Annotated in this window: 21 protein-coding genes and 1 rRNA gene; 6 read left to right on the forward strand and 16 right to left on the reverse strand. The window is 55.8% G+C overall.

Translation table 11 applies throughout. The features are described from left to right. Positions 1–6: 6 nt before the first annotated feature. Positions 7–122 (forward strand): 5S ribosomal RNA (rrf, locus tag ACMV5I_RS24650). Positions 123–467: 345 nt separating this feature from the next. Here the strand turns inward: rrf and ACMV5I_RS24655 are convergent. From ACMV5I_RS24655 to trxC, 5 genes are all read right to left on the reverse strand, one after another. Next, the gene (locus ACMV5I_RS24655) at positions 468–800 is read right to left on the reverse strand and encodes a YfiM family lipoprotein (RefSeq protein WP_202728906.1); all 333 of its coding nucleotides are present in this window, start codon (positions 798–800) and stop codon (positions 468–470) included. A 237-nt stretch (positions 801–1,037) separates the two neighbouring features. Beyond that, positions 1,038–2,393 (reverse strand): CDP-diacylglycerol--serine O-phosphatidyltransferase, encoded by a 1,356-nt coding sequence (gene pssA, locus ACMV5I_RS24660; protein ID WP_414825495.1) that lies wholly within the window; start codon positions 2,391–2,393, stop codon positions 1,038–1,040. A gap of 153 nt (positions 2,394–2,546) precedes the next feature. After that, complete coding sequence (locus ACMV5I_RS24665) at positions 2,547–5,198, reverse strand: bifunctional acetate--CoA ligase family protein/GNAT family N-acetyltransferase (protein ID WP_414825496.1); 2,652 nt, start codon at positions 5,196–5,198, stop codon at positions 2,547–2,549. A 55-nt stretch (positions 5,199–5,253) separates the two neighbouring features. After that, positions 5,254–5,958 (reverse strand): tRNA-uridine aminocarboxypropyltransferase, encoded by a 705-nt coding sequence (locus ACMV5I_RS24670; protein WP_414825497.1) that lies wholly within the window; start codon positions 5,956–5,958, stop codon positions 5,254–5,256. 116 nt (positions 5,959–6,074) lie between these two features. After that, positions 6,075–6,494 carry a thioredoxin TrxC gene (trxC, locus tag ACMV5I_RS24675; protein WP_024484851.1) on the reverse strand — a complete coding sequence of 140 codons (420 nt, stop codon included), beginning with the start codon at positions 6,492–6,494 and terminating at the stop codon, positions 6,075–6,077. 196 nt (positions 6,495–6,690) lie between these two features. Between trxC and ACMV5I_RS24680 the strand changes: the two genes are divergently transcribed. Next, a complete protein-coding gene (locus ACMV5I_RS24680) occupies positions 6,691–7,782 on the forward strand; it encodes a tRNA/rRNA methyltransferase (protein WP_121607650.1) in 1,092 nt (363 codons plus the stop codon). Positions 7,783–7,881: 99 nt separating this feature from the next. Here the strand turns inward: ACMV5I_RS24680 and ACMV5I_RS24685 are convergent, their stop codons facing one another. The 6 genes from ACMV5I_RS24685 to ACMV5I_RS24710 form a co-directional block, all read right to left on the reverse strand. Continuing rightward, positions 7,882–8,319 (reverse strand): hypothetical protein, encoded by a 438-nt coding sequence (locus ACMV5I_RS24685; RefSeq protein ID WP_414825498.1) that lies wholly within the window; start codon positions 8,317–8,319, stop codon positions 7,882–7,884. Between the two features lie 219 nt (positions 8,320–8,538). Further along, on the reverse strand, positions 8,539–10,074 hold the full coding sequence (gene emrB / locus ACMV5I_RS24690; RefSeq protein WP_024484848.1) for a multidrug efflux MFS transporter permease subunit EmrB: 1,536 nt from the start codon (positions 10,072–10,074) through the stop codon (positions 8,539–8,541). Positions 10,075–10,091: 17 nt separating this feature from the next. Then, on the reverse strand, positions 10,092–11,264 hold the full coding sequence (gene emrA, locus ACMV5I_RS24695) for a multidrug efflux MFS transporter periplasmic adaptor subunit EmrA (protein WP_121607648.1): 1,173 nt from the start codon (positions 11,262–11,264) through the stop codon (positions 10,092–10,094). Positions 11,265–11,285: 21 nt separating this feature from the next. Further along, positions 11,286–12,737, reverse strand: a complete 1,452-nt coding sequence (locus ACMV5I_RS24700; RefSeq protein WP_202673257.1) for an efflux transporter outer membrane subunit — start codon at positions 12,735–12,737, stop codon at positions 11,286–11,288. A gap of 22 nt (positions 12,738–12,759) precedes the next feature. Then, positions 12,760–13,281, reverse strand: a complete 522-nt coding sequence (mprA, locus tag ACMV5I_RS24705) for a transcriptional repressor MprA (RefSeq protein WP_021178983.1) — start codon at positions 13,279–13,281, stop codon at positions 12,760–12,762. 393 nt (positions 13,282–13,674) lie between these two features. Continuing rightward, positions 13,675–14,874, reverse strand: coding sequence for an MFS transporter (locus ACMV5I_RS24710; protein WP_202673256.1), 1,200 nt, complete (start codon positions 14,872–14,874; stop codon positions 13,675–13,677). Positions 14,875–14,977: 103 nt separating this feature from the next. Between ACMV5I_RS24710 and ACMV5I_RS24715 the strand changes: the two genes are divergently transcribed. Further along, positions 14,978–15,856: a LysR family transcriptional regulator gene (locus tag ACMV5I_RS24715; RefSeq protein WP_024484844.1), complete on the forward strand. Its 879-nt coding sequence runs from the start codon at positions 14,978–14,980 to the stop codon at positions 15,854–15,856. 33 nt (positions 15,857–15,889) lie between these two features. Here ACMV5I_RS24715 and proX read toward each other — a convergent pair whose 3' ends face one another. The 5 genes from proX to ACMV5I_RS24740 all read right to left on the reverse strand — a co-directional run bounded on the left by proX (position 15,890) and on the right by ACMV5I_RS24740 (position 21,345). Continuing rightward, a complete protein-coding gene (gene proX / locus ACMV5I_RS24720; RefSeq protein ID WP_121607646.1) occupies positions 15,890–16,891 on the reverse strand; it encodes a glycine betaine/L-proline ABC transporter substrate-binding protein ProX in 1,002 nt (333 codons plus the stop codon). A 72-nt stretch (positions 16,892–16,963) separates the two neighbouring features. After that, entirely contained in the window at positions 16,964–18,073 is a 1,110-nt protein-coding gene (proW, locus tag ACMV5I_RS24725) for a glycine betaine/L-proline ABC transporter permease ProW (protein ID WP_024484842.1), read from the reverse strand. Beyond that, positions 18,066–19,268, reverse strand: coding sequence for a glycine betaine/L-proline ABC transporter ATP-binding protein ProV (proV, locus tag ACMV5I_RS24730; protein ID WP_021807606.1), 1,203 nt, complete (start codon positions 19,266–19,268; stop codon positions 18,066–18,068). Before proV ends, proW begins: the two co-directional genes overlap by 8 nt. A 343-nt stretch (positions 19,269–19,611) precedes the next feature. Then, positions 19,612–20,412 carry a DeoR/GlpR family DNA-binding transcription regulator gene (locus tag ACMV5I_RS24735; RefSeq protein WP_024530699.1) on the reverse strand — a complete coding sequence of 267 codons (801 nt, stop codon included), beginning with the start codon at positions 20,410–20,412 and terminating at the stop codon, positions 19,612–19,614. A 36-nt stretch (positions 20,413–20,448) separates the two neighbouring features. Next, positions 20,449–21,345 (reverse strand): sugar kinase, encoded by an 897-nt coding sequence (locus ACMV5I_RS24740; protein ID WP_261445956.1) that lies wholly within the window; start codon positions 21,343–21,345, stop codon positions 20,449–20,451. Positions 21,346–21,580: 235 nt separating this feature from the next. Here ACMV5I_RS24740 and yihU point away from each other — a divergent pair, with 235 nt between their 5' ends. Genes yihU through ACMV5I_RS24755 form a run of 3 tightly spaced genes read left to right on the forward strand, consistent with a single transcriptional unit; the run spans position 21,581 to position 24,474 of the window. Continuing rightward, a complete protein-coding gene (gene yihU / locus ACMV5I_RS24745) occupies positions 21,581–22,471 on the forward strand; it encodes a sulfolactaldehyde 3-reductase (protein WP_414825499.1) in 891 nt (296 codons plus the stop codon). Between the two features lie 48 nt (positions 22,472–22,519). Continuing rightward, complete coding sequence (locus ACMV5I_RS24750; protein WP_021807611.1) at positions 22,520–23,383, forward strand: class II fructose-bisphosphate aldolase; 864 nt, start codon at positions 22,520–22,522, stop codon at positions 23,381–23,383. A 47-nt stretch (positions 23,384–23,430) separates the two neighbouring features. Further along, positions 23,431–24,474 (forward strand): aldose epimerase family protein, encoded by a 1,044-nt coding sequence (locus tag ACMV5I_RS24755; RefSeq protein ID WP_024484837.1) that lies wholly within the window; start codon positions 23,431–23,433, stop codon positions 24,472–24,474. Positions 24,475–24,487 lie beyond the last annotated feature (13 nt).

Raw genomic sequence — 24,487 nt, forward strand, 5'->3', positions numbered from 1 at the left:
AATTTGCCTGGCGGCAATAGCGCGGTGGTCCCACCTGACCCCATGCCGAACTCAGAAGTGAAACGCCGTAGCGCCGATGGTAGTGTGGGGTCTCCCCATGCGAGAGTAGGACACTGCCAGGCATCAATTAAGCCAAGAGGCCATCCGCAAGGATGGCCTTTTTGCTATGCGCAGAAAACAGGAAATAACAGTGAAAACCCCTCACCCCAGCCCTCTCCCAGAGTACCCACCGAGAACATCCTGAACCCCCGTGTGAGGGAGAGGGAGCTGTCCGGCATCGTGGGTGAGCCTGTGCGGCTTCGGAAAGTCGGAACCTTTGATTAGCCCATGCCGTTTCGGCAGTGATGAGTAAGCAGAAAGATGGGTATTTCTGAGGAATATCAGCGGACTCGATCGGTTCCCTCTCCCTGTGGGAGAGGGTTAGGGTGAGGGGGTCATTACTCGATCTGGCTTAAATTAACTGACCCTCAACGGGCCAGATGATAAATACTGTACCCTGTCGCAGCCCCTGCCACATCCCAGGCAAAATCCTTCCAGCTCCAGCCCGTACCGCCTTCCCGGCTGTCATACAGCTCTTTCGCCGCGCCCAAGCCTATCGAAAATAGCAGGCCAAAACTGCGGCTACGTGCCTCATTCCAGTTCTGGTGATCGCCATAGGCCGCGCCAGCGGCCGCAAATGCTGCGGAAGCGACAAAGTGTTGAGCCTTGTCTTTGCCGGTCCAGCTATCATTGGCCATGTGGGTACAGCCACTGGAGAACAACAGTACCGGAAGGAGGAGAAGCGGGCGGAGTGGGCGCATAGTGAAAACATCCCGTCTCAAAATGTACAAAAAAGCCCGGCATTGCCATACCCGTCGCCTTTCAAGCTGCAGCGTTGTTACCTGCGTGCGTGAACCCCAGTCACTTACTAAAGTAAGCTCCTGGGGATGCACGCACTTGTCGCCTAGCTGTGCTGTACAGGGATGTACGAATGCCACGAGCGCATGGATGCGCAAGAGCGGCCAACTTGAAATTCATAGGGTATCTGTGACATGAAATTACAATATACGGCTAATCAAGCGATCGATACGGATCCGACGCAGACGACGGATCAGCTTGCGCACCTTGACCGGATATTCCTGAATGCTTTGCAATTCGAGATAGTGGCCCACCACCGTGGTATGGGTGCGGATCGTTTCCAACTCTTTATGCCGCTGTTCCTGCATTTCGTGCTTGGGATCGTGGAACAGAATGGCGTTTTCCAGATCCAGCCTCCAGGCGCGCGGGTTGAGGTTGTTACCGGTGACCAACTGCCACTCGTCATCGACCCACATCCCTTTCAGGTGATAGCTGTTATCGCCGTCTTTCCACAGGCGCACAATCAGCTGCCCGGTATCAACATAGCGTTGCAGGCGGCTCAGGAAGCGGCGCAGGTTGATTTCGTAAAGATAAGGCAACGCACCGATAATCTTGAACGGCTGATCTTCAGGGATGTAGAAGTCATTGGCCGTCTTGTCACCCACGATGATCTCTACCTGTTTCCCTTGGCGCAGCAGATAAATGATATTGCGCACCAGCAAGGCTGGCAGGTTGAAGTAAGGCGTGCACAGCGTCAGTTTCTGATCGGTGCAGGACATCAGGTGGTGGATCGTTTTGTTCAGAATGCTCTGTTTACCCAGGCCGACTAATGGGGTGACGGCCAGCTCATCATTACTGGCATTCCCCTGAAATTGATAGGCGGCACGGCGTAGGGCAAAGCGGAACAGGCGGATTTCGTTTTTGATCTCGAGGCTTTTGGGTCTGTCATCACGATCAAGGCGCTGCACGGCACCGGCGGTTAACAGATGCTGTTTGATGTAATCGCACAGGGTCACCGCCAACAGATTATTGGTGATCAACTGATAGCGATCGTAACGATACTTCTCATGCTGATGCAGATAGACATCATTAATGCTGGCACCACTATAGAACACCGTATCGTCAACGACAAAGCCCTTCAAATGCAGTACGCCCAGCGCTTCGCGAGTATTGACCGGAACGCCGTAAATCGGCACCGAAACCTGCGGGTGCTGTGCAGCCATAGCGCAGTACCAGTCGGCATTGGTATTGGCCGCTGCCGCACCAATACGCCCACGTTGAGCGCGATGCCAGTCAACCAACACGCAGATCTCCAGCTCAGGGCGCTGCTGCTTGGCTTGATAGAGCGCATTGAGGATATCGCGGCCCGCATCGTCATGCTCCAGATAGAGCGCTACCAGATAAATACGGGTTGTTGCGTTAGCGATCGATTCCAGCAGCGTTGCACGGAAATCTGCCGGCGTATAAAGGGTACGGACATCAGCAACCGTCTGGGGGAGTTTGGGCAGTTGTGCAAGGTGTTGTTGATGTTTGCTACGTTTAAATTTTGACAACATCACAGTGCGCTTCTTCTCTCATATTTGGATGGCCGGAACGCCACTTCCATGAATAAAATGCTTCGAACAATCGGGCGATAATACCACTAGTTGTCTCGATTGTGCGTATGTTTTGGCGTTAACTAGTGGATTCGTATTACATTGCGACAGCGGTCACGGCGTCGCTCCATCCTGTAGCGGCAGGGTTAAATTGACAATCCCCTCGTCAATTTGCACATCGACCTTGAACCCCAGCTTTTGTGCCAGCGTGACCATTCCGCGGTTATTCGGCATGGTAATGCCTGTCAAGCGGGTCAGGCCCTGCGCTCGCGCATAGCCAATCATTTTCAGCAAGAGCTGTCGGCCCAGACCCAGGCCTTTCAGATCGGAACGTACCAGTACGGCGAACTCGGCGTCAGTGTTGTCCGGATCTGACAAGGCACGCGTCACGCCGATGATCTCTTCACCATCGCGTACCGCTACGAAAGCCATTTCTCGATCGTAGTCGATTTGGGTCATGTTAGCCAAATCGTCGTGGCTAAACTCGTTGATCTCACTAAAGTAGCGGTAATAGAGATCTTCCTTGGTGACGCGGTCGATAAAGTGCTTCAGCGCCGGTTCATCCTCCGGCAGGATCGGGCGGAACAGGCATTGTGAACCGTCTTTTAATTCAATGGTTTCTTCCAGTTCATGGGGATAAGGGCGGATCGCCAACCGCGCCTGTGGATCGCCACTGAAAGGCGTTAACTGCATGGAAACGTCCAGCAGGGTAAATTCGCTGCCGGAGGCTAACACCGGATGAATATCGAGGCGTGAGATCTCCGGGCAGTCGAGGATCAGGTTGGAAACCTGCACCAACAGGCGGCTTAAGCCGGGGATATCAAGCGGCCGCAGTGCGCTGCGCCCACGGATTTTGCCTCCTTTCACTGCCTGCAACACCAGATAACGCGCCAGAGCCATATTCAGTGGCGGCAGGGCAACGGCGACCTGGTTTTCCTTGCGCCATTCGATGCCGCCTTCGCCGAGCATTATCAGCGGGCCGAAGGTCGCGTCCTGTTCAACGGCAATCCGCAATTCTTGTGCTCCGGCACGGTTGGCCATGCTTTGCACTAACAGACCGTGGATGCGCGCCTGCGGATAAGTACGCTTCACCCGATCGAGGATCGCTTCCGCCGCACGCTGCACCTCGGTGGCGGTACGTAAATAAAGCATGACCCCCTGAACTTCGGATTTATGCGAGATATCTGGAGAGCGCAGTTTCAGCGCCACCGGGTAGCCAATCTGTTCGGCAATGTGCACTGCTTCGGCGCTGTCACTGGCAATCCAGGTTGGCAGGGTGCTGAGGCCGTAAGCCTGCAGAATCGGCTGGACTTCATGGGTATCCAACTGGCTCGCCCCTTCGGCCAATGCCTGATGGATTAACTGGTGCGCGGCAGCGGTATTGGCCGTAAGCCCAATCGGTAGCGCCGGGGTTTCCTTCAGCTGCTTCTGGTTACGGCGGTATTCCACCATATGCATAAACGCGGTGACCGCGCCTTCTGGCGTGCGATAAGTTGGGATACCGGCCTCGGTAAACAGGCGCCGGGCCTCCTGAGAGGAGTATTCACCACACCAGTTGGTTAACAGCGTAATGCGTTTCCCACGGGGGTGCTGGCGGATGGCCTCGATCAGCCGTTCGGCGGTCTCAGTGCCCGGAGAGGCTGCGCTAGGGGCATGGATCAGCAGCAGGGCGTCATAGTCGTGGCTGTCGAGCAGCGGTTGCAGAGCTGCCAGATAGCGCTTGGGGGTTGCATCATCACGCAGATCGATAGGATTTCCTGGCCGGATAAACTCCGGCAGGGCAGCGCTCAGCTTCTCCTGAGTCTCATCTGTCAACGTTGCCAGCTTACCGTTGCGGGAGAGTAATTGGTCCAGCGCCATGGCTGCGGGGGCCGCGCCGTTGCTGATAATCATTAGCCGCTCACCGCGCAGCGGGTGCATATGGCTTAAGGTTTCCACGGCGGAAAACAGCTCGTGAGTATCCTGCACGCGCAGCAAACCGGCGCGTTGGATGGCTGCATCGTAGGCGGCGTCTAATCCCTGCTGGCTGTTGAGTAGCTGCTGTGCCTGTTGGCTCCGGCCACTTTTGATCACCAGGATCGGTTTATTGCGTGAGGCACTGCGGGAGGCGGAAAGGAAACGCCGCGCGTCGTTGATGTTTTCCAGATACAGCAGAATTGCGCTGGTTTTGCTGTCGCGGGCCAGGAAGTCGAGCAAATCGTCGACGTCGATATCCAGGCTATCCCCTAACGCGATGAAGTAGGAGAAGCCAACTTCCCGTTGTTGCGCCCAGTCCAGAATGGTGTTCGCCACGGCGGCAGACTGGGAGATAAACGCCAGCTTGCCTTTCTGAATGGGGACCGGCGAAAAGCTGGCGTTGATACCTTGCCAAGGCGCCAGTAAGCCCAGGCTGTTTGGCCCCAGCAGACGCATTGAGTAACGTTGTGCGGTGGCCTTCAGCTCGGCGAATTGTTCCACGGGGGAGGAAAGTACGATGGCGGTTTTGCAGCCGCGCTCACCTAGGGCTTCGATCAGTGCCAGGTTACGCTGGGCATTGGTACACAGCACGGCCAAGTCGGGAGTTAACGGCAGGCTGGCCACGTCGGGATAGGCCATTACGCCGCAGACTGCCTTGTAGCGGGGTGTGACCGGCAGTATCGGGCCGGTAAACCCGCCAGCCAGCAGATTGCGCATCATCAGGTAGCCAGCCCGGCCAGGCTGTTGCGAAGCGCCGAGCACGGCAATCGATTTGGGACGTAATAGCGCTTCTAACCCTCTCTGGCTCATGTGCGGCTCCTGCTCCTGATCGGTTTGCCTGAAAGAGGCAAATTATCGTCTGATTCTAGGCGCTTTGTGGCAGATTTGCTGTGACCGGTGCCTCTGGGCGGTGAGGTTTCCCGGCCAGATACTGTTCACGGAAGTAATTGAAATGTTGGCTCAGCCCGGTCGCGGCCTGTTCATCCCCCGCCTGTTGCAGCAGGGCGGCAGCGACTTCTGCCGTACAGTGCTGTTCGGGGCGGCTGGCAACACGTAGCAAATAGTCCGATGAGGCCAACACGTTCAGTGAAAAGACCGGGAACTGATTCAGATAGGGGCTTTTACGGAACATTTTGCGCGCTTCCGACCAGGTACCGTCGAGCATGATAAATAAAGGCGGCTTGCCACCTACGGGCAGGCTGCTAACCACCGGGCGATCCGCATCGGCATAAGAGGCCGGGAATACCACGTAGGGCTGACGAGTGGGATCGTTGATGGCTGCCAGCAGGCCCGGATCGATTTCGGTGCGTGACCAGGTATACGCCTGGGTATCAGGCAGGATATCGGCGATCAGGCGGCCGGTATTGCTGGGCTTTAACGGCTCTGCGCCGAACATGATCAGGCAAAAGCGGCTGTTGGCCTGCTGCGGTTTGATGGTGGCACACAGGCAGTTTTGCTGCGGCAGCAAACAACCCTGACAGCGTACGGCGCGGCTACCTCTGGCCAGAAACGGGCGGGTGGCGCGGTCTAAACGGTCTTGGCGCAGACGAAGTACGGCGTTGTCAGTCATAACGATCCTGAAAAACCGCCATTGTAGCGCAGAAAAAAGCCCGGCGGGAGAGGCGCACGGGCTATCTAGGCGATGTTATGCCGACAACAACTGGCGGCATAGTAAGCGCTTTTGCGTTAAACTAGCTCGTCAAGCCAGTTATCGAACGGCGCTTTCGGCATCGCGCCGTTGAGCATATCGACCATCTTGCCTTCACGGAACACCATGATGGTAGGGATGCTGCGAATGCGGAAGCGGGCGCTCAACTCGGGTTCGGCTTCGGTGTTGACCTTCACGAAACGCACCTTGCCAGCACGCTCCTGTGCCACGTCTTCAAAGATCGGCGCGAAGCTGCGGCACGGGCCACACCACGGGGCCCAAAAATCGACCACGATCGGCAAGTCGTCTTGCAGGAGCTGGTCCAGCGTGGCGGCGGTGGCGTTAATCACTTCACCGTCGAACAATTCATGGCCGCAGCGGCCACATTTAGCGCCGTCCGCCAGACGTTCTTCCGGCACGCGGTTGGTGGCATTACAAGCTGCACAAACTGTATTCATGGTTACCTCTGGGGCTGACGCAGCATGTTAGCCGCGTATATGTATCCTTAATGTTGCTTATTATCGGTAAAAGCGTGGCATTCGACCAAGTGATTTGTTCGATGAATTTGATAGATGCCAGCTTTTAGCGCAAGTTGGTGGCTTAGCGCACCAACATCAGGTAATCTTCGCGCCCTGCGCGTTGGTGGAGAAGACAATGAACGATTCATTTAGTGGCAAGAACGGTAAGGTTAAAGTGATGTTCGTCCGTAGTGACGACGATAGCGGCGACAACCGTAACAAGAATAAACGACCTGACGGCAAAGGCCGCCCGGCTGACAATGCACGCTCTGGCCGTGCCGGTCAGGATAAGGCGCGCGGTGGCGACCGTCGGGGTACCGATCCCCGTCGCAGCAGCAGTGAAAGCGATCGTCCTCGCCGTCCGGCGCGCACCGAAGACAGCGGTGGTTATGAATCACCGTGGAAAACCGTGTCCCGTCCTCCGCAAGAAGAACCGGCGTTCGATCATGGTGGCATCAGTGGCAAAAGCTTTATCGATCCCGAGCAGTTGCGCCGCCAACGTGCGGAAGAAACCCGTGTTTACGGCGAGAACGCCTGTAAAGCCCTGTTCGCCAGCCGTCCAGATGCCATCGTCCGTGCCTGGTTTGTGCAATCCGTAACCCCACGTTTCCGTGAGGCACTGCGTTGGATGGCGGCTAACCGCAAGGCTTACCATGTGGTGGATGAAGAGGAACTGGCCAAAGCGTCCGGTACCGAACATCACGGCGGCGTGTGCTTCCTGATTAAAAAGCGTCAAGGTCTGGATGCGCAGGCTTACCTGCAGAATGCACCGGCCAAAGATTGCGTGCTGGCACTGGAAGAAGTGGGCAACCCACACAACCTGGGTGCGATCGTTCGTTCTTGTGCTCACTTTGGCGTGAACGGCGTATTGCTTCAGGATCCAGCGGTGCTGGAGTCTGGTGCCGCGGTGCGTACGGCTGAAGGCGGGGCGGAACACATCAAGGCAATCAATGCCGATGATTTCCTCTCCGTGCTGGATACGTTCCGCAAAGCGGGTTACACCATCGTCACCACCTCCAGCCATAAAGGCACGCCGTTGGCGCAGGCTAAACTGCCAACCAAGATGGTGCTGGTATTGGGCCAGGAACGTGATGGCCTGAGTGACAGCGCTTGGCAACAGGGTGATATGAGCGTGTCTATCGGCGGGACCGGCAAAGTAGAAAGCCTGAACGTCTCGGTAGCTACCGGTATTCTGTTGGCCGACTGGTGGCGTCAGAATCAGGCGTAATCTGTTACGCAATAAAAGCTCGTTCGATTGCTGACAAAGCCCTGGCCGTAAGGTCAGGGTTTTGATCTATGTGACTAAATATGTCTGCAACTCTAGCCCTTAAAAATCAGCTTTCCCAGTTTTCTCAACTTTCATGTTGTCGGAAAATTTCTTTTGTGTCGCATAAAAGCTGCCAAGGGTAAAAGCTTTCAGCTGTTGATCCGTATCAGCCCGGCACGAAGCGCTGTCGCAAGCAGCATTGATTATCCCAAAAGTTACGGCCTTTTGTTTCATATCAAATTTGGCCTCTTCTAGACTGTTTTTTCCCATAGCGATCACACATCCAGTCACAATGGCCTGAGCTTTTTGCTCGTTCATGCGCAGTATCGTGTCATTGACGAGCTTGCTGTACCCATCATTGTTATACACATCGACGGCGAACTCGCGGCATTCATCATAATACGGACTGGCTTTGACTTCTGCGTAGGCAGGTATTTTCATGGCAGCACAACCCACCATACCAAGGCTTAAGGCTGCAATCAGCGTTTTTTTTATCATGCTTTAGCCCAGAGATTCCCTGTTAGAAAAGTTTATAAATTCAACTAATATCCATTCTGGCACTGCGGCATTATTGTTGTCTTTTATGTACCCAAAATCCACAAAAATAGGTCGATGGGGAAAGCATCATTCAATTCTATGAGGCGGTCCATCTTTGAACCGCCCCATATCACAGAAGCTCTTTAGCCACTTCCATTGGAGTTTATGGACGTGACTCGATCAGTGGGCTCCGCCCCCACCGCCCCCGGAACTGAACGGTGGTTTGGCGAACCAGACCAGCGCCAGCAATATCAGAAACACCCCCGCCGAAAGCCAGAATATCTCGTTGGCCGAGATGATCAGCCCCTGCGCGGTGATCTCGTTGGCGATATACGCCGAAGCCTGCTGCTTGCTCATGCCTAGCTGCTCCAGCTTGCTGTACATCTCCTGCGACTGCGGGTTGAACGGATTCACAAACTCGGTCAGGTGCGAGTGGTGCATCGCCTCTCTGCTGGTCCACAAGGTGGTGGTGATCGAGGTGCCGATAGAACCCGCCAAGGTACGGGTAAAGTTCGACAGGCTCGATGCTGCCGCTATGCGCTCCGGAGGCAACCCGGACAGGGTAATGGTCGTCAGCGGCATAAAGAAGCAGGCGATGGCAAAGCCCTGGAAGAATTGCGGCCAGGCGGAAGCACCAAAATCCATCCCCGGTTCAAACGTGTAGGCGCGCCAGTAGAAGCACACGGCATACATGATGAAGCTGAAGGTGACCAACCGGCGCATATCCAGACGGTTACCGAAGCGGCCGATAATCGGTGACAAGATCACCGGCAGCAACCCGATCGGCGCAGACGCCAAGCCGGCCCAGGTGGCGGTGTAGCCATATACCTCCTGTAGCAACTGTGGCAACAGCACGATCGCCCCGAAATACAGCATGTAGGCCAGGCTGATACACAGACAGCCGATGGTAAAGTTGCGCGATTTGAACAGCGACAAATCCACCACCGGGTGATCGTCCGTCAGCTCCCACACCACCAGGAACACCAACGCCACCACGGCCACGACGGTCAGGACAATGATCTCGGTCGAGTTGAACCAGTCCAGCTCCTTGCCCTGATCGAGCATGATCTGCAGCGCACCGATGCCAACCACCAGCAGCACCAGCCCGACGGTATCGATAGGTTTGATCTCGGTTTTGGTCTCCCGGCCTTTCAGCGTCGACATTGCAATCAGGATCACGAACAGCCCAATCGGGATGTTGATAAAGAAGATCCAGCCCCAGTGATAGTTATCGCTGATATAACCGCCCAGGATCGGCCCGAAAATCGGCGCGACGATCACGGTCATCGACCATAGCGCCAGGGCCATCGATCGTTTGGCGGGGGGATAGTTATTCAGCAACAAGCTCTGCGACAACGGGATCAGCGGCCCGGCGACGATGCCCTGGATCACGCGGAAGAAGATCAGCATGCCCAGACTGTTGGAGATACCGCACAGCCAGGAGGCCAGGGCGAACAGCGCCGTGGACCACAGGAACAGGCGAACTTCACCTACGCGTTTCGCCAACCAGCCGGTGATCGGAATGGAGATGGCGTTGGCCACCCCAAACGAGGTGATCACCCAGGTGCCCTGCGAGTTGGAAGACCCGAGGTTACCCGAAATGGTCGGTATCGCCACGTTGGCAATGGTGGAGTCCAGCACCTGCATAAAGGTCGCCATGGCGAGCGCGACCGTCATCCAGGCGAGCTGGGCACCTTCAAGCGGTTTCTGTGCCAAGGTAGCCTCCCGCTCGCTTAACCGGCGTTTGCATGGATCACATCGGCGATCATCTGATTCACCGGCGCCAGATCCAGCGTCAGCGCGCTGGTTTCAAACAGCGGTTTTTGTCGTACCGTATCGGAGAGCACCAGGCCGTCCAGATTGGTGGTGTCGACTTTGACCAGCGTAGAAAGACCGATACGCAGAGGATGCTCAGCAACCTGTTGCGCATCCAGTTCGATACGCACGGGTAAACGCTGCACCACTTTGATCCAGTTGCCGGTAGCGTTCTGTGCAGGCAGCAATGAGAACGCGCTGCCGGTACCCATATCGATACCCACGACCTTACCCTTGAACACCACGTCGCTACCGTACAGGTCACTCACCACGGTGGCCTCTTGGCCGATACGCATGTTGGCGATCTGCGTTTCTTTAAAGTTGGCATCCACCCAGACATGGTCTGGTGCCACTATGGCCATCAGAGGCGTCCCAGGGGAGATCTGTGCCCCCACCTGCACGCTACGGCGTGAAACGAAGCCGGTGATTGGGCTGACGATACGGGTACGCTGCAGCGCCATCCAGGCGTCGCGCATCTGTGCGGCGGCTTGCAGCACGGCGGGCTGTTTATCCAACGGGGTATTCAGCACCATCGCCTGATTGGCATTGTATTGTTGCACCGCGACTTCCAATGCCGCTTTGGCATTGTCTACCGCGTCACGCGCATGTTGCAGCTCTTCGCGGCCAATGGCATCGGCGTTGCCCAGCACGATACGACGCTTGAGATCGTTTTCTACCTTGCTAAGCTCGGATTTGCGCAGCGCAATGTTAGCCTGATACTGCTTACCGTTGATCACCAACTGATGCGTTTGGCGCACGCTGTTGGCCAGCGCGGTTTTGGCCCGCTCAAACGCCTGTTCGGCGTCGGTAGGATCCAGCGTTAACAGCACATCGCCTTTGCGGACAAAGTCGGTGTTATCGAAGGTAACGCTGTTCACGCTACCGGAAACCTGGGCCATGATCTGCACCTGATTGCCGGCCACGTAAGCATCGTCGGTTTCTTGGTGATGACGCAGCACCAGGAACCAATAGACTAAATAGGCCACCCCAATAATCACAAAAATAAACGTCAACAGCAGCAGCCAGAATTTACGCTGCCGTTTTTTGCCAGCCGGTTGCTGCGGGGTTTGAGTTTCCGCGCTTGCACTCATGGTCTTCTCCACGCTCTAAAATTATGCTTTAGGTTCCGCTGCCGCCGGGGCCTGGTAGCCACCCCCCAACGCGCGTACCAATGCTATCTTCGCCTGCATCAAGTTGCTGCTGGCATTCAGTTGTGCCTGTTGCTGCTGTAATAGCTGCGTCTGGCTGGTCAACAGTTCATCACGCCCAATAATCCCTGCCTGGTATTTGGCGTTGGCGACCCGGTACACATCCTGCATGGATTGGGAGGCAGAGGTTGCCTGCAGCAGCTGCTTGCTACTGCTCTGTTGAATGGTGATGGCGTCGGCCGTTTCCTGTAACGCATTGACGAGCGTTTGGTTATAGGAACCCACCGCCTGATCGTAGAGTGCGGACTCTTCACCCAGCTTGCTGCGTAGCGCACCGGCATGGAAGATAGGCAGGGAAATGGCTGGAACCACGCCCCACGCCTGGCTGGCGGCTTCAAACAGATTTGGGCTGGTACCGCCGACGTTGGTGGTGGTCAAGCCAGCAAAGGCCGAGATCGACAGGCTAGGGTAGAACTCTTTGCGTGCCGCACTGACCCGTTGGTTATAGGACTCTACCAGTTGGCGTTGTGCCACGATATCCGGGCGTTTGCCCAGCAAATCCGCGGTGAGTTCGCCTTTGGGGGCTAACTGTTCTTCGCTTGGCATGGCCACCGGATGCAGAGACTGCATCGCATTCGGGCCAAGACCGGCCAGGGCGGCCAACTGGTGTTTCAGTTGTTCAATCTGTGACTGCAGCTGGATGATCTGCTGCTTGGCACTGTCTGCTTGAGCCTGGGTCTGTTGCGGGATTTCCACGCCGTAGATCCCGGCTTTATATTGTTTTTGGCGCAGGTCTGCCAGGCGTTGATTGTTATCCACCTCTTGTTGCAGCACATTCTCAAGCGCGTAATTCGCCTGTAACTGGTAATAAGCAGAGGCTACCGAACTGGTTAGCGTCAGAGCGGCCTGTGCCTGCTCGGCACGAGCGGCATCGATCTGCGCTTTTGCCGCATTGACCTGATTGCGATATTTGCCCCACCAGTCAAACTCATAAGCCAGATTCAAACCCAGCGAGTTGGTGGACTCATACACCGGGTTGGGCAGATAGCCAAAGCCCAGGTTGGTGTTTTGCGCCAGACGCTGACGGTTGATGCTGGCATTCAGATCCAGGTTAGGGCCGTTAGCGGCACTGGCTTCCCCCGCCACGCTTTGGGCTTCACGCACGCGAGCGCCCGCCTGTTGCAGCGAAGGCGAGTTTTGCAACGTCTGGGTCATCAGGCTATCAAGCTGGGGATCGTTAAGCGTGCGCCACCATTGCGGGCTGATGGCAAGCGAGCTGACTTTTGGCTGGTCAAGCTGTAGCTGCTGCGGATCCATCATCTTGGATTGCGGGGCAATATTATCGGTAGATGCGCACCCCGCCAGCAACAGAACGGCGAACAGCGGGGTGAATCTCCAGTTTAACGGGGATCGCATAAATTGATTACCTGAACAGGAATTATTGGGATAACTGTTCTGAAACTTCCATCTGATCCAAACGGGTCAACAATTTGCGCGTCAGCATTTCAAGCTGTTGCTGCTCCTCGTCGTTCAGCGTAGACCACAGAAAGTGCAGACATTTATGCTGCGGTGGCAGCAATTGTTCGAGAAACGCTTCCCCAGCCTGGGTCATATGCAGATGCAGGCAGCGGCGATCGTGATCGCTTTCCCGGCGCTCAATCCAACCGCGTTTCTCTAGTTCATCGGCAATGCGGGTGGCATTGGTGCGTGACGAACCTAGGGCCGAGCTTAGCTCAGAAGGCTGAATACTGTGGTTTTCCTGCGCATCCAGCGTAATGAGAGCCATAAACAAGGTTTCGTTGATTCCCTGTGCTTTCAGCATTTTATTGCGATTTTCCAACAGCTTGCCTTGCATATGCATGCATAGGCGGGTCAGCAGGATTTCCTGGTATGGGAAGTCTTTCTGACGTTTGGCGCGGAAATTCAGCATTTGCTCTATGGGGGTAAACGAGCTTTCCATAATTTAGTGCCTCATTAATTTCGTTCGGTATAGTAACGATAGTGATTAATAATGTAAATCTTCAGCAAGGGGAATAATTTAGCAATTCGTGTCATTTGTAAGTTGTTTGTAAATGCTTAACGCCACAGACCCTAAGGTCTTGTGATTGAAGGCACAAATTTTGCCGTTCCGCAGGCTGAGATAGGTAAGGTTTGTTTATGTAACTGGGCGGGGCACTACGGCATCCTGCGGAGGGGATAGAAAGAAAACTTACCTGAGTAAGGTCGTTCATGGTGGTCCGGGGCGCAGGGTGTATAGGTCGCCAATAATTTACCGCGACAATATTACCAGAGTGTAAGTAATTTTCACACCCTGCGGCCTAATAAATTTCCTGGGTTATTATTTTCTTGCTAACTAGATAATGGCCGGACCCTGCGGGTCATAGCGCTTGCCACGCCACCAGGTCAGCAGATTCAGCACGCACAATACGCCACCAATCGCCGCTACGCCGTTCCAACCAGCATGTTGATAAGCGGCGGCGGAAAGCACTGAACCCACGGCACCCCCGATAAAATAGCTGGTCATGTAACCGGCGGTCAGGCGATTACGTGCCTCCGGCATGATGCGGTAAATCACGCTTTGGTTGGTGACATGCACCCCCTGCACCGCCAGATCCAGCACCAGAATGCCGATAATCAGCGCCCAGAGAGAGTACGGTGCCAACGCAATCGGGATCCAGGACAGCAACAGCAGTACCAGCCCGACGCTGGTGGTTAGCCCCGCTTTGCCCTTATCGGCCAGATGACCGGCACGTGAGGCAGCCAGCGCGCCGGCAGCACCCACCAGGCCAAATAACCCAATCACGCCCTCGGAATAGTTGAAAGGTGGGGAAGCCAGCAGGAAAGCCATTGAGGTCCACAGCACGCTGAAGTTGGCGAACGACAAGGCGCCGATGATGGCGCGGGTACGCAGCAACGGGGTGAAGCAGAACAGGGAAAAGATGGACTTCAGCAGCTGCGGGTAATTCAGGCCAGAATGCAGCTTATAGCGCGGCAAGGCACGCCACAGCAGAAGGGCCATCAGGATCATCAACACGCTGGCCACCCAGTAGATGGTACGCCAGCCGCCGAGGGCCGCCAAAGCACCGGCGACGGTACGTGCCAGCAGAATGCCGAGCAACAGGCCGCTCATGATCACGCCGACGGTTTTTCCGCGTTTTGCCGGGTGTGCCAAGGTGGCGGCGAGTGGTACTAAAAGCTGGGCCACGACGGAGAACAAGCCGGTGAGAGCCGTACCGAGGATCATCATCGATAAGGTGCTGGAGGACGCAGTGATCAGCATGCCCCCGGCGGCTAACAGCGTCATAAAGACGATCAGCCCACGGCGTTCAAACATATCGCCCAACGGCACCAGAAACAGCAGGCCAACCGCATAGCCTAGCTGGGCCGCGGTGACGATAAATCCGGCTTGGTTAACCGATAGATTAAAGTTTTGTGCGATGGTTTCCAGCAGCGGCTGGGCGTAGTAGTTGCTGGCAACCGCCAGGCCGGTGGCCATCGCGATTAACAGCGTCAGTGCAGGGCTAAGGCCCGGGTGTTCGGTTGGTTGGTTCATAGGTCTTCAATAATGGAAATCTGTGATCGAAGTATCAGGCAGAACAGAATGTTAAACCAATGTATAATTTTCATCTGATCCATCTCATTTCGCGATAGATAGTATGAATCTGAAACAGATCCGTTATGCCCTGGCGGTGGCCGAGGAGCAGAGCTTTACCCGTGCCGCCCAGCGCTGCCATACGGTGCAGTCAGCCCTGAGTCATCAGGTCGCCAAACTGGAAGAAGAACTCGGTTGTACGCTGTTTGAGCGAACTTCGCGTCGCGTTGAGCTTACCACCGCCGGACGGGCCTTCATTCAACCGGCGCAGCGGTTGTTGGCCGCCAAGCAGACGTTGGTGGAGGAAGTGGTGGCGGCCGCTGGTACGGTATCCGGTACGTTAACGATTGGCACCATTTCAACCATCAACGCGATTGACCTCACCGAAAAGCTGGGGGAATTCCACCGTCATCATCCGGCGGTGAATATCCGGCTGTACGTTGGCATTAGCGAGGTGTTGCTGGAAGATATTCGCCAGCAGAAGACCGATGTGGCATTTGTTGGCATCTGGCCGGGCGATAAAGACATGCTGCCAGAGTCGCATCGGCAGTTGACCGATGAGCCGCTGGTTGCGTTGGTGGCCGCAGAACATGCGCTGGCGGGGCATCAACGCATCAATCTGCAAACGCTGTCAGAAGTGCCGCTGGTGGATTTCTATAGCGGAACCGGAGCGCGGCGGCAGACCGACCGAGCCTTTCAGGCGGCAGGGATCAAACGGCATGTGAGCTTTGAGATCGACCATATCGAATGGTTGGAGAATCTGGTACGGCGAGGCCTGGCTGCGGGGATCGTGCCGATTTCCACGGCCCAGCGTTTGAGTTCGCTGGTGGCTATTCCGATCGTCGATGGTCCACGTCGTCAGGTGTATTGCGTGTGGAACCCACCTCTGTCGAAGACGGCAGAACGATTTTTACAGTTTACCGAGATGATGTTGCCGGAATGAGGGCGCAGCGTATAAGCCGCGCCCATGGGGATATTATGACTTGGCGGCTTCGGCGGCGGTTTTCACCCAACCGTCAAACGTGGCCTGGTGAGCCTTGATCCAGCCATTGACATGGTTTTGGATGTCAGCCTCGGAGGACTGGCCTGCATGCATCCGCAGGTTCTGCGCGTTGACGTCGGCAATCGGCAGTTTCATGATGGCAAACAGCTTGGCGGCGGCAGGGTTGGCCTGCGCCCACTGCTTATTGGCGGCAATATGCATGGTGTTGACCGGGAAGCCATAATTGGCCCCGTTCGGCAGCTTGGTATCGACATCTTTCAGCTCGCCCGGCAGGGAAGAGAACGGCACCTGCAGCCAGACAACGTCACGCCCAGGCACCATCACATCGCTGACCCAGTACGGCGTCCAGGTGTAATACAGCACCGGTTTGCCTTCTTTGAAGCGGGTGATGGTATCGGAAATCATGGCGGCGTAGTTGCCCTGATTGTGCTCCACGGTTTTGCCCAAGCCATAGGCTTCGATATGGTGATTAATCACCGTTTCACAGCCCCAGCCCGGGGTACAGCCGGTCAAGTCGGCCTTGCCGTCACCGTTGGTATCAAACAGCTTGGCAATTTTCGGATCTTTTAGCTGTTCAACGTTGGTGATGTGATACTGGTCGGCGGTTTTTTTGTCGATCAGGTAGCCCTGAGCAGCGCCGCTGACGTAAGCCCCTTCACGATAGAATTTTTTATCACCCCCGGCGGCCTGATACTGATCGGCGTGCAACTGATCCCAGTTCACTGCCAGAAAAGTAGCATCCCCTGCGGCGATGGAAGTGTAGGCCACGTTGTAGTCCACCTCACGCGGCTCTTTGACGTCATAACCGAGTTTTTCCAATGCCTTGCTGACCAGCAGCGTTTGGAAGGTCTCCTCGGAGATGGTGCTCTGTATCGGTTGTACCGAAATACCTTTTCCTGGCAAATCAGCAGCGGAAGCAACCTGTGAACCAAGCAGTGTGGTAAGGGCGATCGCCCAGATCCCTGTAGTGCGCATAGTTTTTCCTCTGTTATTGATGTTGTTTGGAGATAGCCCGCCAGGGCAGTAAGCCGCTGGCGGGTAGAACGATCAGGCTTTTTTGATAAACGGGCGAGCGATCAACCCGATTGGGCCGTGGGTATACCAGCGGCCTAGCCCTTTACTGCGGCGATCGCGCCCCAGCGACTGGGTGAGACGATCGAGAATAATGGCCAGAATAACGATACCGACGCCACCTACGGCGGCCAGCCCCATATCCAGGCGGCCGATGCCACGCAGCACCATCTGGCCCAGACCGCCTACGGCGATCATCGAGGCGATAACCACCATCGACAGCGCCAGCATCAGCGTTTGGTTAACCCCGGCCATGATGGTTGGCATGGCCAGCGGCAACTGCACTTTAAACAGCAGTTGGCGCGGGCTGGAGCCGAAGGATTCGGCGGCTTCGATCAGATCTTCCGGCACCTGTTTGATGCCCAGGATCGTCAGACGTACGATGGGCGGCAGGGCGAAGATGATTGTTACCACCACCCCCGGCACGTTACCGATACCGAACAGCATGACGATTGGCACCAGATAGACGAAGGCTGGCGTGGTCTGCATGGCGTCAAGCAGTGGCCGGATCACCTTGGCGGCATGTTTGCTGCGGGCCAACCATATGCCCAACGGCAGGCCTATCAAGATGCAGAAGAACAGGGCGGTGAGCACCAGCGCCAGCGTGACCATCGCCTGTGACCAGGCCCCGATAGCGCCGATGGCGACTAACGACAGCAGCGTGGCGGCCCCCATGCCGAGGCTGGATATCTGCCAGGCGATCAGCGAGAACAGCAAAATGGCGACTGGAGCAGGCATACCCAGCAAAAACTGCTGGAAACCGCTGAGGATGAAATCCACCGGCACGCGAATGCCCTGGAACAGCGGACGGAAGTGCAGCACCAGCCAATCAATGGCGTGGGTGACCCAGCTGTCAAACGGCACCCAAGCCTTGTGGAACGGATCCAGCAGGCTAAAGTGCTCGGGCTCCACTGGGGCGCTGTTAAGCCAGTCAGCGCTCGATGCGGCCTGATTAGCGGCATCATGGGGCACACTGTCTGCAGGTGCGCCGGTTGCCCAGGGATCGCTGCTGGTGGCAGCCTGGGTTGCCGGGGCGTCGTTAGGGGATGTGGCAGCTGTTGCCCATGGATCCTGATTATCACTCATTCGTAGGGCCCTCTTTATCTAAAGCCTGCAGCAGCATGCCTTTGGAAATAATACCGATATAGTTGTTGTCTTCCCCGACCACCGGCACGGCGCAAGGGGCCTGTGCTACCAGTGAGATCAGCTCGCTCAGCGGCATATCCGCCGGAACGGGCAGTGGGGCATCCAGCAAGGCGTCGTCCAGCGTTTGATTGGCCGCCAGCGCCTGCTTGAGAGAGTCTATCGATACCACGCCGATAAATTTCTGGCCGCGTTCAAGCACGTAGCCATAGTCACGGTCTTCATCACGCAGGATCTGCAACGCAGAGCGCGGACCAAAACCGGGGGTCTTACGGATCAGGGTCACCGGGCGACGTTTGGCGATATCTTTGGCACTGAATACGTGGCTGATATCGACGCCGCGGAAGAAGGTACGCACATAATCGTTGGCCGGATTATTTAATATCTCATCCGGGGTACCCACCTGGATCACTTCGCCGCCCTGCATAATGGCAATACGATCGCCAATACGCATTGCTTCATCCAGATCGTGGGAAATAAAGACGATGGTGCGCTGATGTTTCGCCTGTAATTTGACGAGTTCATCCTGCATTTCGGCACGAATTAATGGGTCCAGCGCAGAGAAGGCTTCATCCATTAACAATATATCCGGATCGTTAGCCATGGCGCGGGCTAAGCCGACACGCTGGCGCATACCACCGGACAGTTCATCGGGATAAGCATTGGCATAATTTTCCAGCCCAACCTGACGCAACGCGTCCAGCGCTTTTTCCTGGCGCTCCTGTAAAGGAATGCCCGCTAATTCCATGCCGAACGCAGTATTATTTAATACGTTCATATGCGGCATTAAGGCGAATGACTGGAACACCATGCTGATCTTATTACGCCGTACGGTGCGCAGCGCAGCATCGGATATTTTGGATATATCCTCGCCGTCAATCAGCACCTCACCGCGGGTGGGTTCTATCAGACGATTGAGAAGGCGTACCAAGGTGGATTTACCGGAACCGGAAAGCCCCATGATGACAAATATCTCGCCTTCTTCAATGGCCAGAGAGGCGTTCTTGACGCCAAGTGATAACCCCGTTTTTTCCAGCAGCTGGTCTTTCGTCAAACCTTTGTCTATCAGCTTAAATGCGCGTTCCGGGTGCTCACCAAATATCTTATATAAATTTTTAACTTCTAGTTTAATTGCCATGCAATTCGCTGTTTCCTTTGGTTTATTATCAAACGCTAAAATTGTCCTAATAGAAAATAAGAGTGCCCTATACCCTAACACACTGACATTCTGAGACAACCCTCAATGTTCATATCGTAAGATTTTTCTAGTGATATCAGCTTTGATGATTGGGCATAATTACCCGACTTTTACGCGGTTATTTAACCGTAATGAGCAACAGGAAATGGCAGGATATATTGGCGACTATGGCAACTATTTGCAGGGAATATTGGCAGCGTCAAATGGGTAATTAATGCACGCATAGTAAAGTTCTGCGTGCATTGACGAACGGCAGGAAAATCAGCAGGTTTACCACCTTAGATCAGAGCGTGGGTTCTTCGCTGCTGGTGGGAATAACGACCAATTCCACTTGCTGCTGCTGTAACACCGATCCCATTGCAGAGGGGGGAGGTAGGTCGGTAAACAACGCGGTCGCCTGTCGGGTATTGCCGATTTCTACTGCCGCCGAAGCATGGAACTTGGTGTGGTCCGCAGCCAGCAGAATATGACGCGAATGCGCCATCATCGCTTTCACCACGCTGGACTCATTCACGTCAAATTCCAGCAGATCGCCGTTGGCTTCGATTGCCCCTACGCTGGTGATCAAATAGTCGGCGCGAAAGCCTTCCACAAAGCTTACGGCGCTGGGGCCGATGATACCGCCGTTATTGGGGCGCAGCGTGCCGCCCGGCACCATCACTTCGAACTCGGTGTTTTTATACAGGATATGTGCCACCCGCAGGCTATTGGTAATGATGCGCAGGTGGCTGTGGTTCATCAGCGCCCGGGCAACATGCTCAACGGTGGTGCCGATGGTGATAAAAATGGTGGAACGATCGGGAATGTAATCGGCAATGGCCTCCGCAATGGCTATCTTCTCTTGTGTGTAAGAGAGTTCCCGTTGCTCAAAGGCCGTGTTGACCACGCTAGAGGCACGACCTGCGCCCCCATGATGGCGGCTAATCAGCCCCTGCTCGCTCAATTTGCGGATATCGCGCCTGACCGTCTGTGTAGACACTTCCAGCAATTGCGCCAGCTCGTCGATGTTCATATAGCCGCGCTTGGCGATCAACTGGATCAGCTGATCGTGGCGTGGGTTGCCGGTAAGTTCAGTCAGACTCATGCTCCACTCCCTTAATATTGTCATGGGCCAACCATATTATACAAAACTGGCCAGGAAAGAGTCAGTTTGATCACAATTGGGAATGCCAGCGCGCCCGCCAGGACGGGTACACTTCAATGCGGCAACTGCATTGGCGTAACGTACCGCCTGAGCTATATCGGGTTGTGAACCCAGGGCTACCGCCAGCGCACCGTGGAAAACGTCGCCAGCCCCCGTGGTATCCACCACCTCAACTGAAAAGCCTGGCTGATGTTTCAGTTGAGCGTTTTCCAGCCAGAAACAGCCATGTTTACCCTGAGTGACATAAACTTGTCCGTTTTTGTCATTTTTTGCTGCACGCAATCCCTGCTCAATATCTGTTTTTCCTGTCATCCGCAGCAAACCCGGTTCGGAGAAGGCGGCATGGTCGGCCAAAGCAACCAGCGGGCGGATATCCTGCGGTGTGACATCGGCGTCCAACAGGGTAGTGACACCCGCGCGCCGGGCCAAGGTGAAGGCAGTCAGCGCGCCCTGATGCCAACGCACGTCCGCCAACACCACATCGTACTGGCTAAAGTCGATGTTATGCAGCCATTCGGCATCCTCGGGTAAATCTGGGCTGGGATGGTTGATGATCATGCGTTCTCCCTGAGCATCCACCAGCACAGCCGATTGTGATGAGCGCGCCTGTGGGCAACGGCGGGCATGTCTGACATTCACACCATAGCTGCCTAACTCGGCCAACAGGGTTTGCCCGGTGGCATCGTCCCCGACCCGGCCAATGAAATCTACCTCTGCGCCCAATCTGGCTGCGGCCACCGCAGCCGTTGCCGCCGGGCCTCCGCCAATTTCGCGGTAGTCGGTAGCAACATATTTCCCCCCGCCTTCAGGCAGTTTCTCTACGTAATACAGGCGGTCTTGCACTGCAATGCCTACGCATGCGATTCGAGTCATGGTCTGGATCCCTGGATGTTGATCTGTGTAAGCGAACGGTTTTCAGCAAAAAGTGGCTGCCGATCACGCTGCCACCATTTTAATTCACTCAAATGTTAAAAGAGTGACGGCTGTCAATTTTTTGACCATAAATTACAAATACGATCAAAAACAGACAAAAATGGTCTAATTTGTGGTCGGTGAGATGACACAGAGATGACACAGAGATGACACAGGTAACCAACAGGAGAGAACCATGGCACAGATCGCATTTATCGGGCTAGGGCAAATGGGCGCGCCGATGGCCAGCAACCTGATCAAGCAGGGGCACCGGCTGAACGTTTTTGATATCAGCCCGGCGGCGGTCAGCGCTTTGGTAGCTCAGGGGGCCAAGGCGGCAGCCAGCCCGGCGCAGGCGGCACTGGACGCGGAGTTCGTCATCACCATGTTGCCTAACGGCGAACTGGTGCATGAGGTGCTGTTTGGTGGCGAGGGGGTGTGCTGCACCTTATCGCCTGCGGCATTGGTGATGGATATGTCCACCATCCACCCACTGCAAACGGACCGGCTGATTGCCCAGATGCAGGCACGGGGCTTTGGCCTGATGGATGCCCCGGTCGGGCGAACTTCAGACCATGCTCAGGCTGGCACGTTGCTGATCCTGGCAGGTGGGACTGCCGAGCAGGTGGAGCGTGCGACGCCAGTGCTGATGGCGATGGGCTCGGAACTGATCAACGCCGGTGGGCCGGGCATGGGGATCCGCGTGAAGCTGATCAACAACTACATGAGCATCGCCCTCAACGCGCTGTCTGCCGAGGCTGCGGTGCTGTGCGAGGCGCTAGGGCTGTCATTTGACGTTGCGCTGCAAGTCATGAGCGGCACACCGGCAGGTAAGGGGCATTTCACCACCACCTGGCCAAACAAGGTGCTAAAGGGCGATCTCAGCCCGGCGTTCATGATCGATCTGGCGCACAAGGATCTGGGCATAGCGCTGGATGTGGCCAATCAGTTGCACGTTGCCATGCCGATGGGCGCAGCCTCACGCGAGGTTTATAGCCAGGCGCGGGCCAGCGGGCGCGGGCGTCAGGATTGGAGTGCCATTTTAGAACAGGTTCGGGCTGCTTCGGGCAGAGCGAATAACGCGTAACACTTAACGTAATTGCGCTTGCTATGCAGCGCGCAGAGGGGAGAAGAAATGCCTTATTTATCTGGTAACACCATGATCCAACATGCATGGGAAAACGGCTATGCCATCGGCGCGTTCAGCGCACACAACGCCGAAACCATTCGCGCCATTTTGCTGGCAGCCGAACAGGAGCAGGCCCCGATCATGATCCAGGTGGGGCAGAAAGTGATTAGCGTGATGGGTCTGGAGCCCATGAAGGCGATGATCGATGCGTTTATGCACGATATCACGGTGCCGGTGTGCATCCACCTGGATCACAGCCGCAGCTTTGAACAGACCATGCAGGCGGTGCAGGCCGGGTTCCAGTCGGTGATGTTTGACGGCTCTCACCTGTCATTTGACGAAAACGTGCGGATCACCCGTGCCGTGGCGGACGTTGCCCATGCGCTGAACATTGGGGTCGAAGGCGAAATTGGCAAGATCGGCGGCACCGAGGATGATATTTCGGTCGACGAAAAAGACGCCCTGATCACCAGCAGTGACGAAGCGCTGCAGTTTGCTCAATCGACCACGGTGGATTATCTGGCAGTGTCCATCGGCACCGCTCACGGCCTGTACAAACAGGAGCCCAAGCTGGCGTTCGAACGCCTGCAAGAGATCCGCGAGATCGTCAAAAAGCCGATTGTCCTGCACGGCGGCTCCGGCGTACCGGATGACCAGATCCGCAAGGCTGTCTCACTGGGGGTCGCCAAGGTGAACGTGGACACCGAACTGCGGCAGGCCTTCACCCAGGGGATGGCTGAAGTGCTCGACAAGGATCCTCACGAGTTTGTCTTGGCGGTGTCGCTCGGGCATGGCCGTGATGTGATGCAGGCCAAAGTCGCCGAAAAAATCAGGCTGTTTGGCAGCCAGGGCAAAGCCGCTCAGTTTTAAGCATCCGTTGCGCGGCAAGCTGCCGCGCTAACCATAGGGCATCGATTATGACAACCATTCAACGCCAGCATTTTGGCGAACATCAGGGGCAGGCCGTTTCCCTTTTCACGCTGACCAATGCCAACGGGATGCGGCTGTGTGTGACCGATTACGGCTGCATCATTACTCAGCTTTGGGTGCCGGATCGCCATGGGCAAGCGGAAGATGTCGTGATGGGTTTCGACAATTTGGCGGCTTATCAGGCTGGGCATCCGTTCTTCGGCGCGATTGCCGGGCGCTGCGCCAACCGTATCGCTGGTGGACGTTTCAGCATCGACGGTCAGGAATATATTCTGGCCACCAATGAACTCCCTACCGGGCAACACCTGCACGGCGGACGTCGGGGTTTTGACAAGTATGTCTGGCAGGCACAGGAAGACGGCGACGGTATTATTTTCAGCCGTACCTCTATCGATGGTGAGGAAGGCTATCCGGGCAATCTGCAGGTTCGTCACCGCATCGGCCTGACGGAAGATAACGTGATGACGCTGAGCTTTGAGGCACAGACGGACAAGCCGACGTTGGTCAATCTGGTCAATCACAGCCACTACAACCTGCGTGGGCATCAGCATCTGATCCACGATCAGCAGCTCAAGATCGACGCCGACTTTATGACGCCGGTAGATGAAACCACCATGCTGCCCACCGGTGAAATCCGCCGCGTTGCCGGGACGGCATTTGATTTCCGCAACGCCCGTCGTCTTGGGGACGCCATGCTGCACCGCCCGGCGCAGGATTTTGATATGAACTACGTGCTCAAGCCGGCTGAGGGGGCTTTGCATCCCGCCGCCAGCCTGATTTGCCCACAGACCGGGCGGGTGATGGAAGTGCACACCTCGCTGCCGGGCGTGCAGTTTTATAACGCCTTTAAGCTTTCCAACAAGATCTGGAATGGCAAGGCTGGCCATCGCTATCAGGCGTTTTCCGGCATCTGCCTTGAAACCCAGGCGTTCCCAGACAGCATTCACCACGCCCATTTTGGCAACGTAGTGCTGCGCCCAGGGGAAAACTATTACAGCCAGACTGAACACCGCTTCAGCACCGTGGCATAGATTTATTCGATTA

Source organism: Serratia sp. T13T92 (assembly GCF_047530105.1).
Classification (GTDB): Bacteria; Pseudomonadota; Gammaproteobacteria; order Enterobacterales; family Enterobacteriaceae; genus Chania; species Chania fonticola.

Coding starts and splice junctions, on each gene's coding strand:
- ACMV5I_RS24655 (WP_202728906.1), bottom strand. CDS start 800: ATGCGCCCACTCCGCCCGCTTCTCCTCCTTCCGGTACTGTTGTTCTCC.
- pssA (WP_414825495.1), bottom strand. CDS start 2,393: ATGTTGTCAAAATTTAAACGTAGCAAACATCAACAACACCTTGCACAA.
- ACMV5I_RS24665 (WP_414825496.1), bottom strand. CDS start 5,198: ATGAGCCAGAGAGGGTTAGAAGCGCTATTACGTCCCAAATCGATTGCC.
- ACMV5I_RS24670 (WP_414825497.1), bottom strand. CDS start 5,958: ATGACTGACAACGCCGTACTTCGTCTGCGCCAAGACCGTTTAGACCGC.
- trxC (WP_024484851.1), bottom strand. CDS start 6,494: ATGAATACAGTTTGTGCAGCTTGTAATGCCACCAACCGCGTGCCGGAA.
- ACMV5I_RS24680 (WP_121607650.1), top strand. CDS start 6,691: ATGAACGATTCATTTAGTGGCAAGAACGGTAAGGTTAAAGTGATGTTC.
- ACMV5I_RS24685 (WP_414825498.1), bottom strand. CDS start 8,319: ATGATAAAAAAAACGCTGATTGCAGCCTTAAGCCTTGGTATGGTGGGT.
- emrA (WP_121607648.1), bottom strand. CDS start 11,264: ATGAGTGCAAGCGCGGAAACTCAAACCCCGCAGCAACCGGCTGGCAAA.
- ACMV5I_RS24700 (WP_202673257.1), bottom strand. CDS start 12,737: ATGCGATCCCCGTTAAACTGGAGATTCACCCCGCTGTTCGCCGTTCTG.
- mprA (WP_021178983.1), bottom strand. CDS start 13,281: ATGGAAAGCTCGTTTACCCCCATAGAGCAAATGCTGAATTTCCGCGCC.
- ACMV5I_RS24710 (WP_202673256.1), bottom strand. CDS start 14,874: ATGAACCAACCAACCGAACACCCGGGCCTTAGCCCTGCACTGACGCTG.
- ACMV5I_RS24715 (WP_024484844.1), top strand. CDS start 14,978: ATGAATCTGAAACAGATCCGTTATGCCCTGGCGGTGGCCGAGGAGCAG.
- proX (WP_121607646.1), bottom strand. CDS start 16,891: ATGCGCACTACAGGGATCTGGGCGATCGCCCTTACCACACTGCTTGGT.
- proW (WP_024484842.1), bottom strand. CDS start 18,073: ATGAGTGATAATCAGGATCCATGGGCAACAGCTGCCACATCCCCTAAC.
- proV (WP_021807606.1), bottom strand. CDS start 19,268: ATGGCAATTAAACTAGAAGTTAAAAATTTATATAAGATATTTGGTGAG.
- ACMV5I_RS24735 (WP_024530699.1), bottom strand. CDS start 20,412: ATGAGTCTGACTGAACTTACCGGCAACCCACGCCACGATCAGCTGATC.
- ACMV5I_RS24740 (WP_261445956.1), bottom strand. CDS start 21,345: ATGACTCGAATCGCATGCGTAGGCATTGCAGTGCAAGACCGCCTGTAT.
- yihU (WP_414825499.1), top strand. CDS start 21,581: ATGGCACAGATCGCATTTATCGGGCTAGGGCAAATGGGCGCGCCGATG.
- ACMV5I_RS24750 (WP_021807611.1), top strand. CDS start 22,520: ATGCCTTATTTATCTGGTAACACCATGATCCAACATGCATGGGAAAAC.
- ACMV5I_RS24755 (WP_024484837.1), top strand. CDS start 23,431: ATGACAACCATTCAACGCCAGCATTTTGGCGAACATCAGGGGCAGGCC.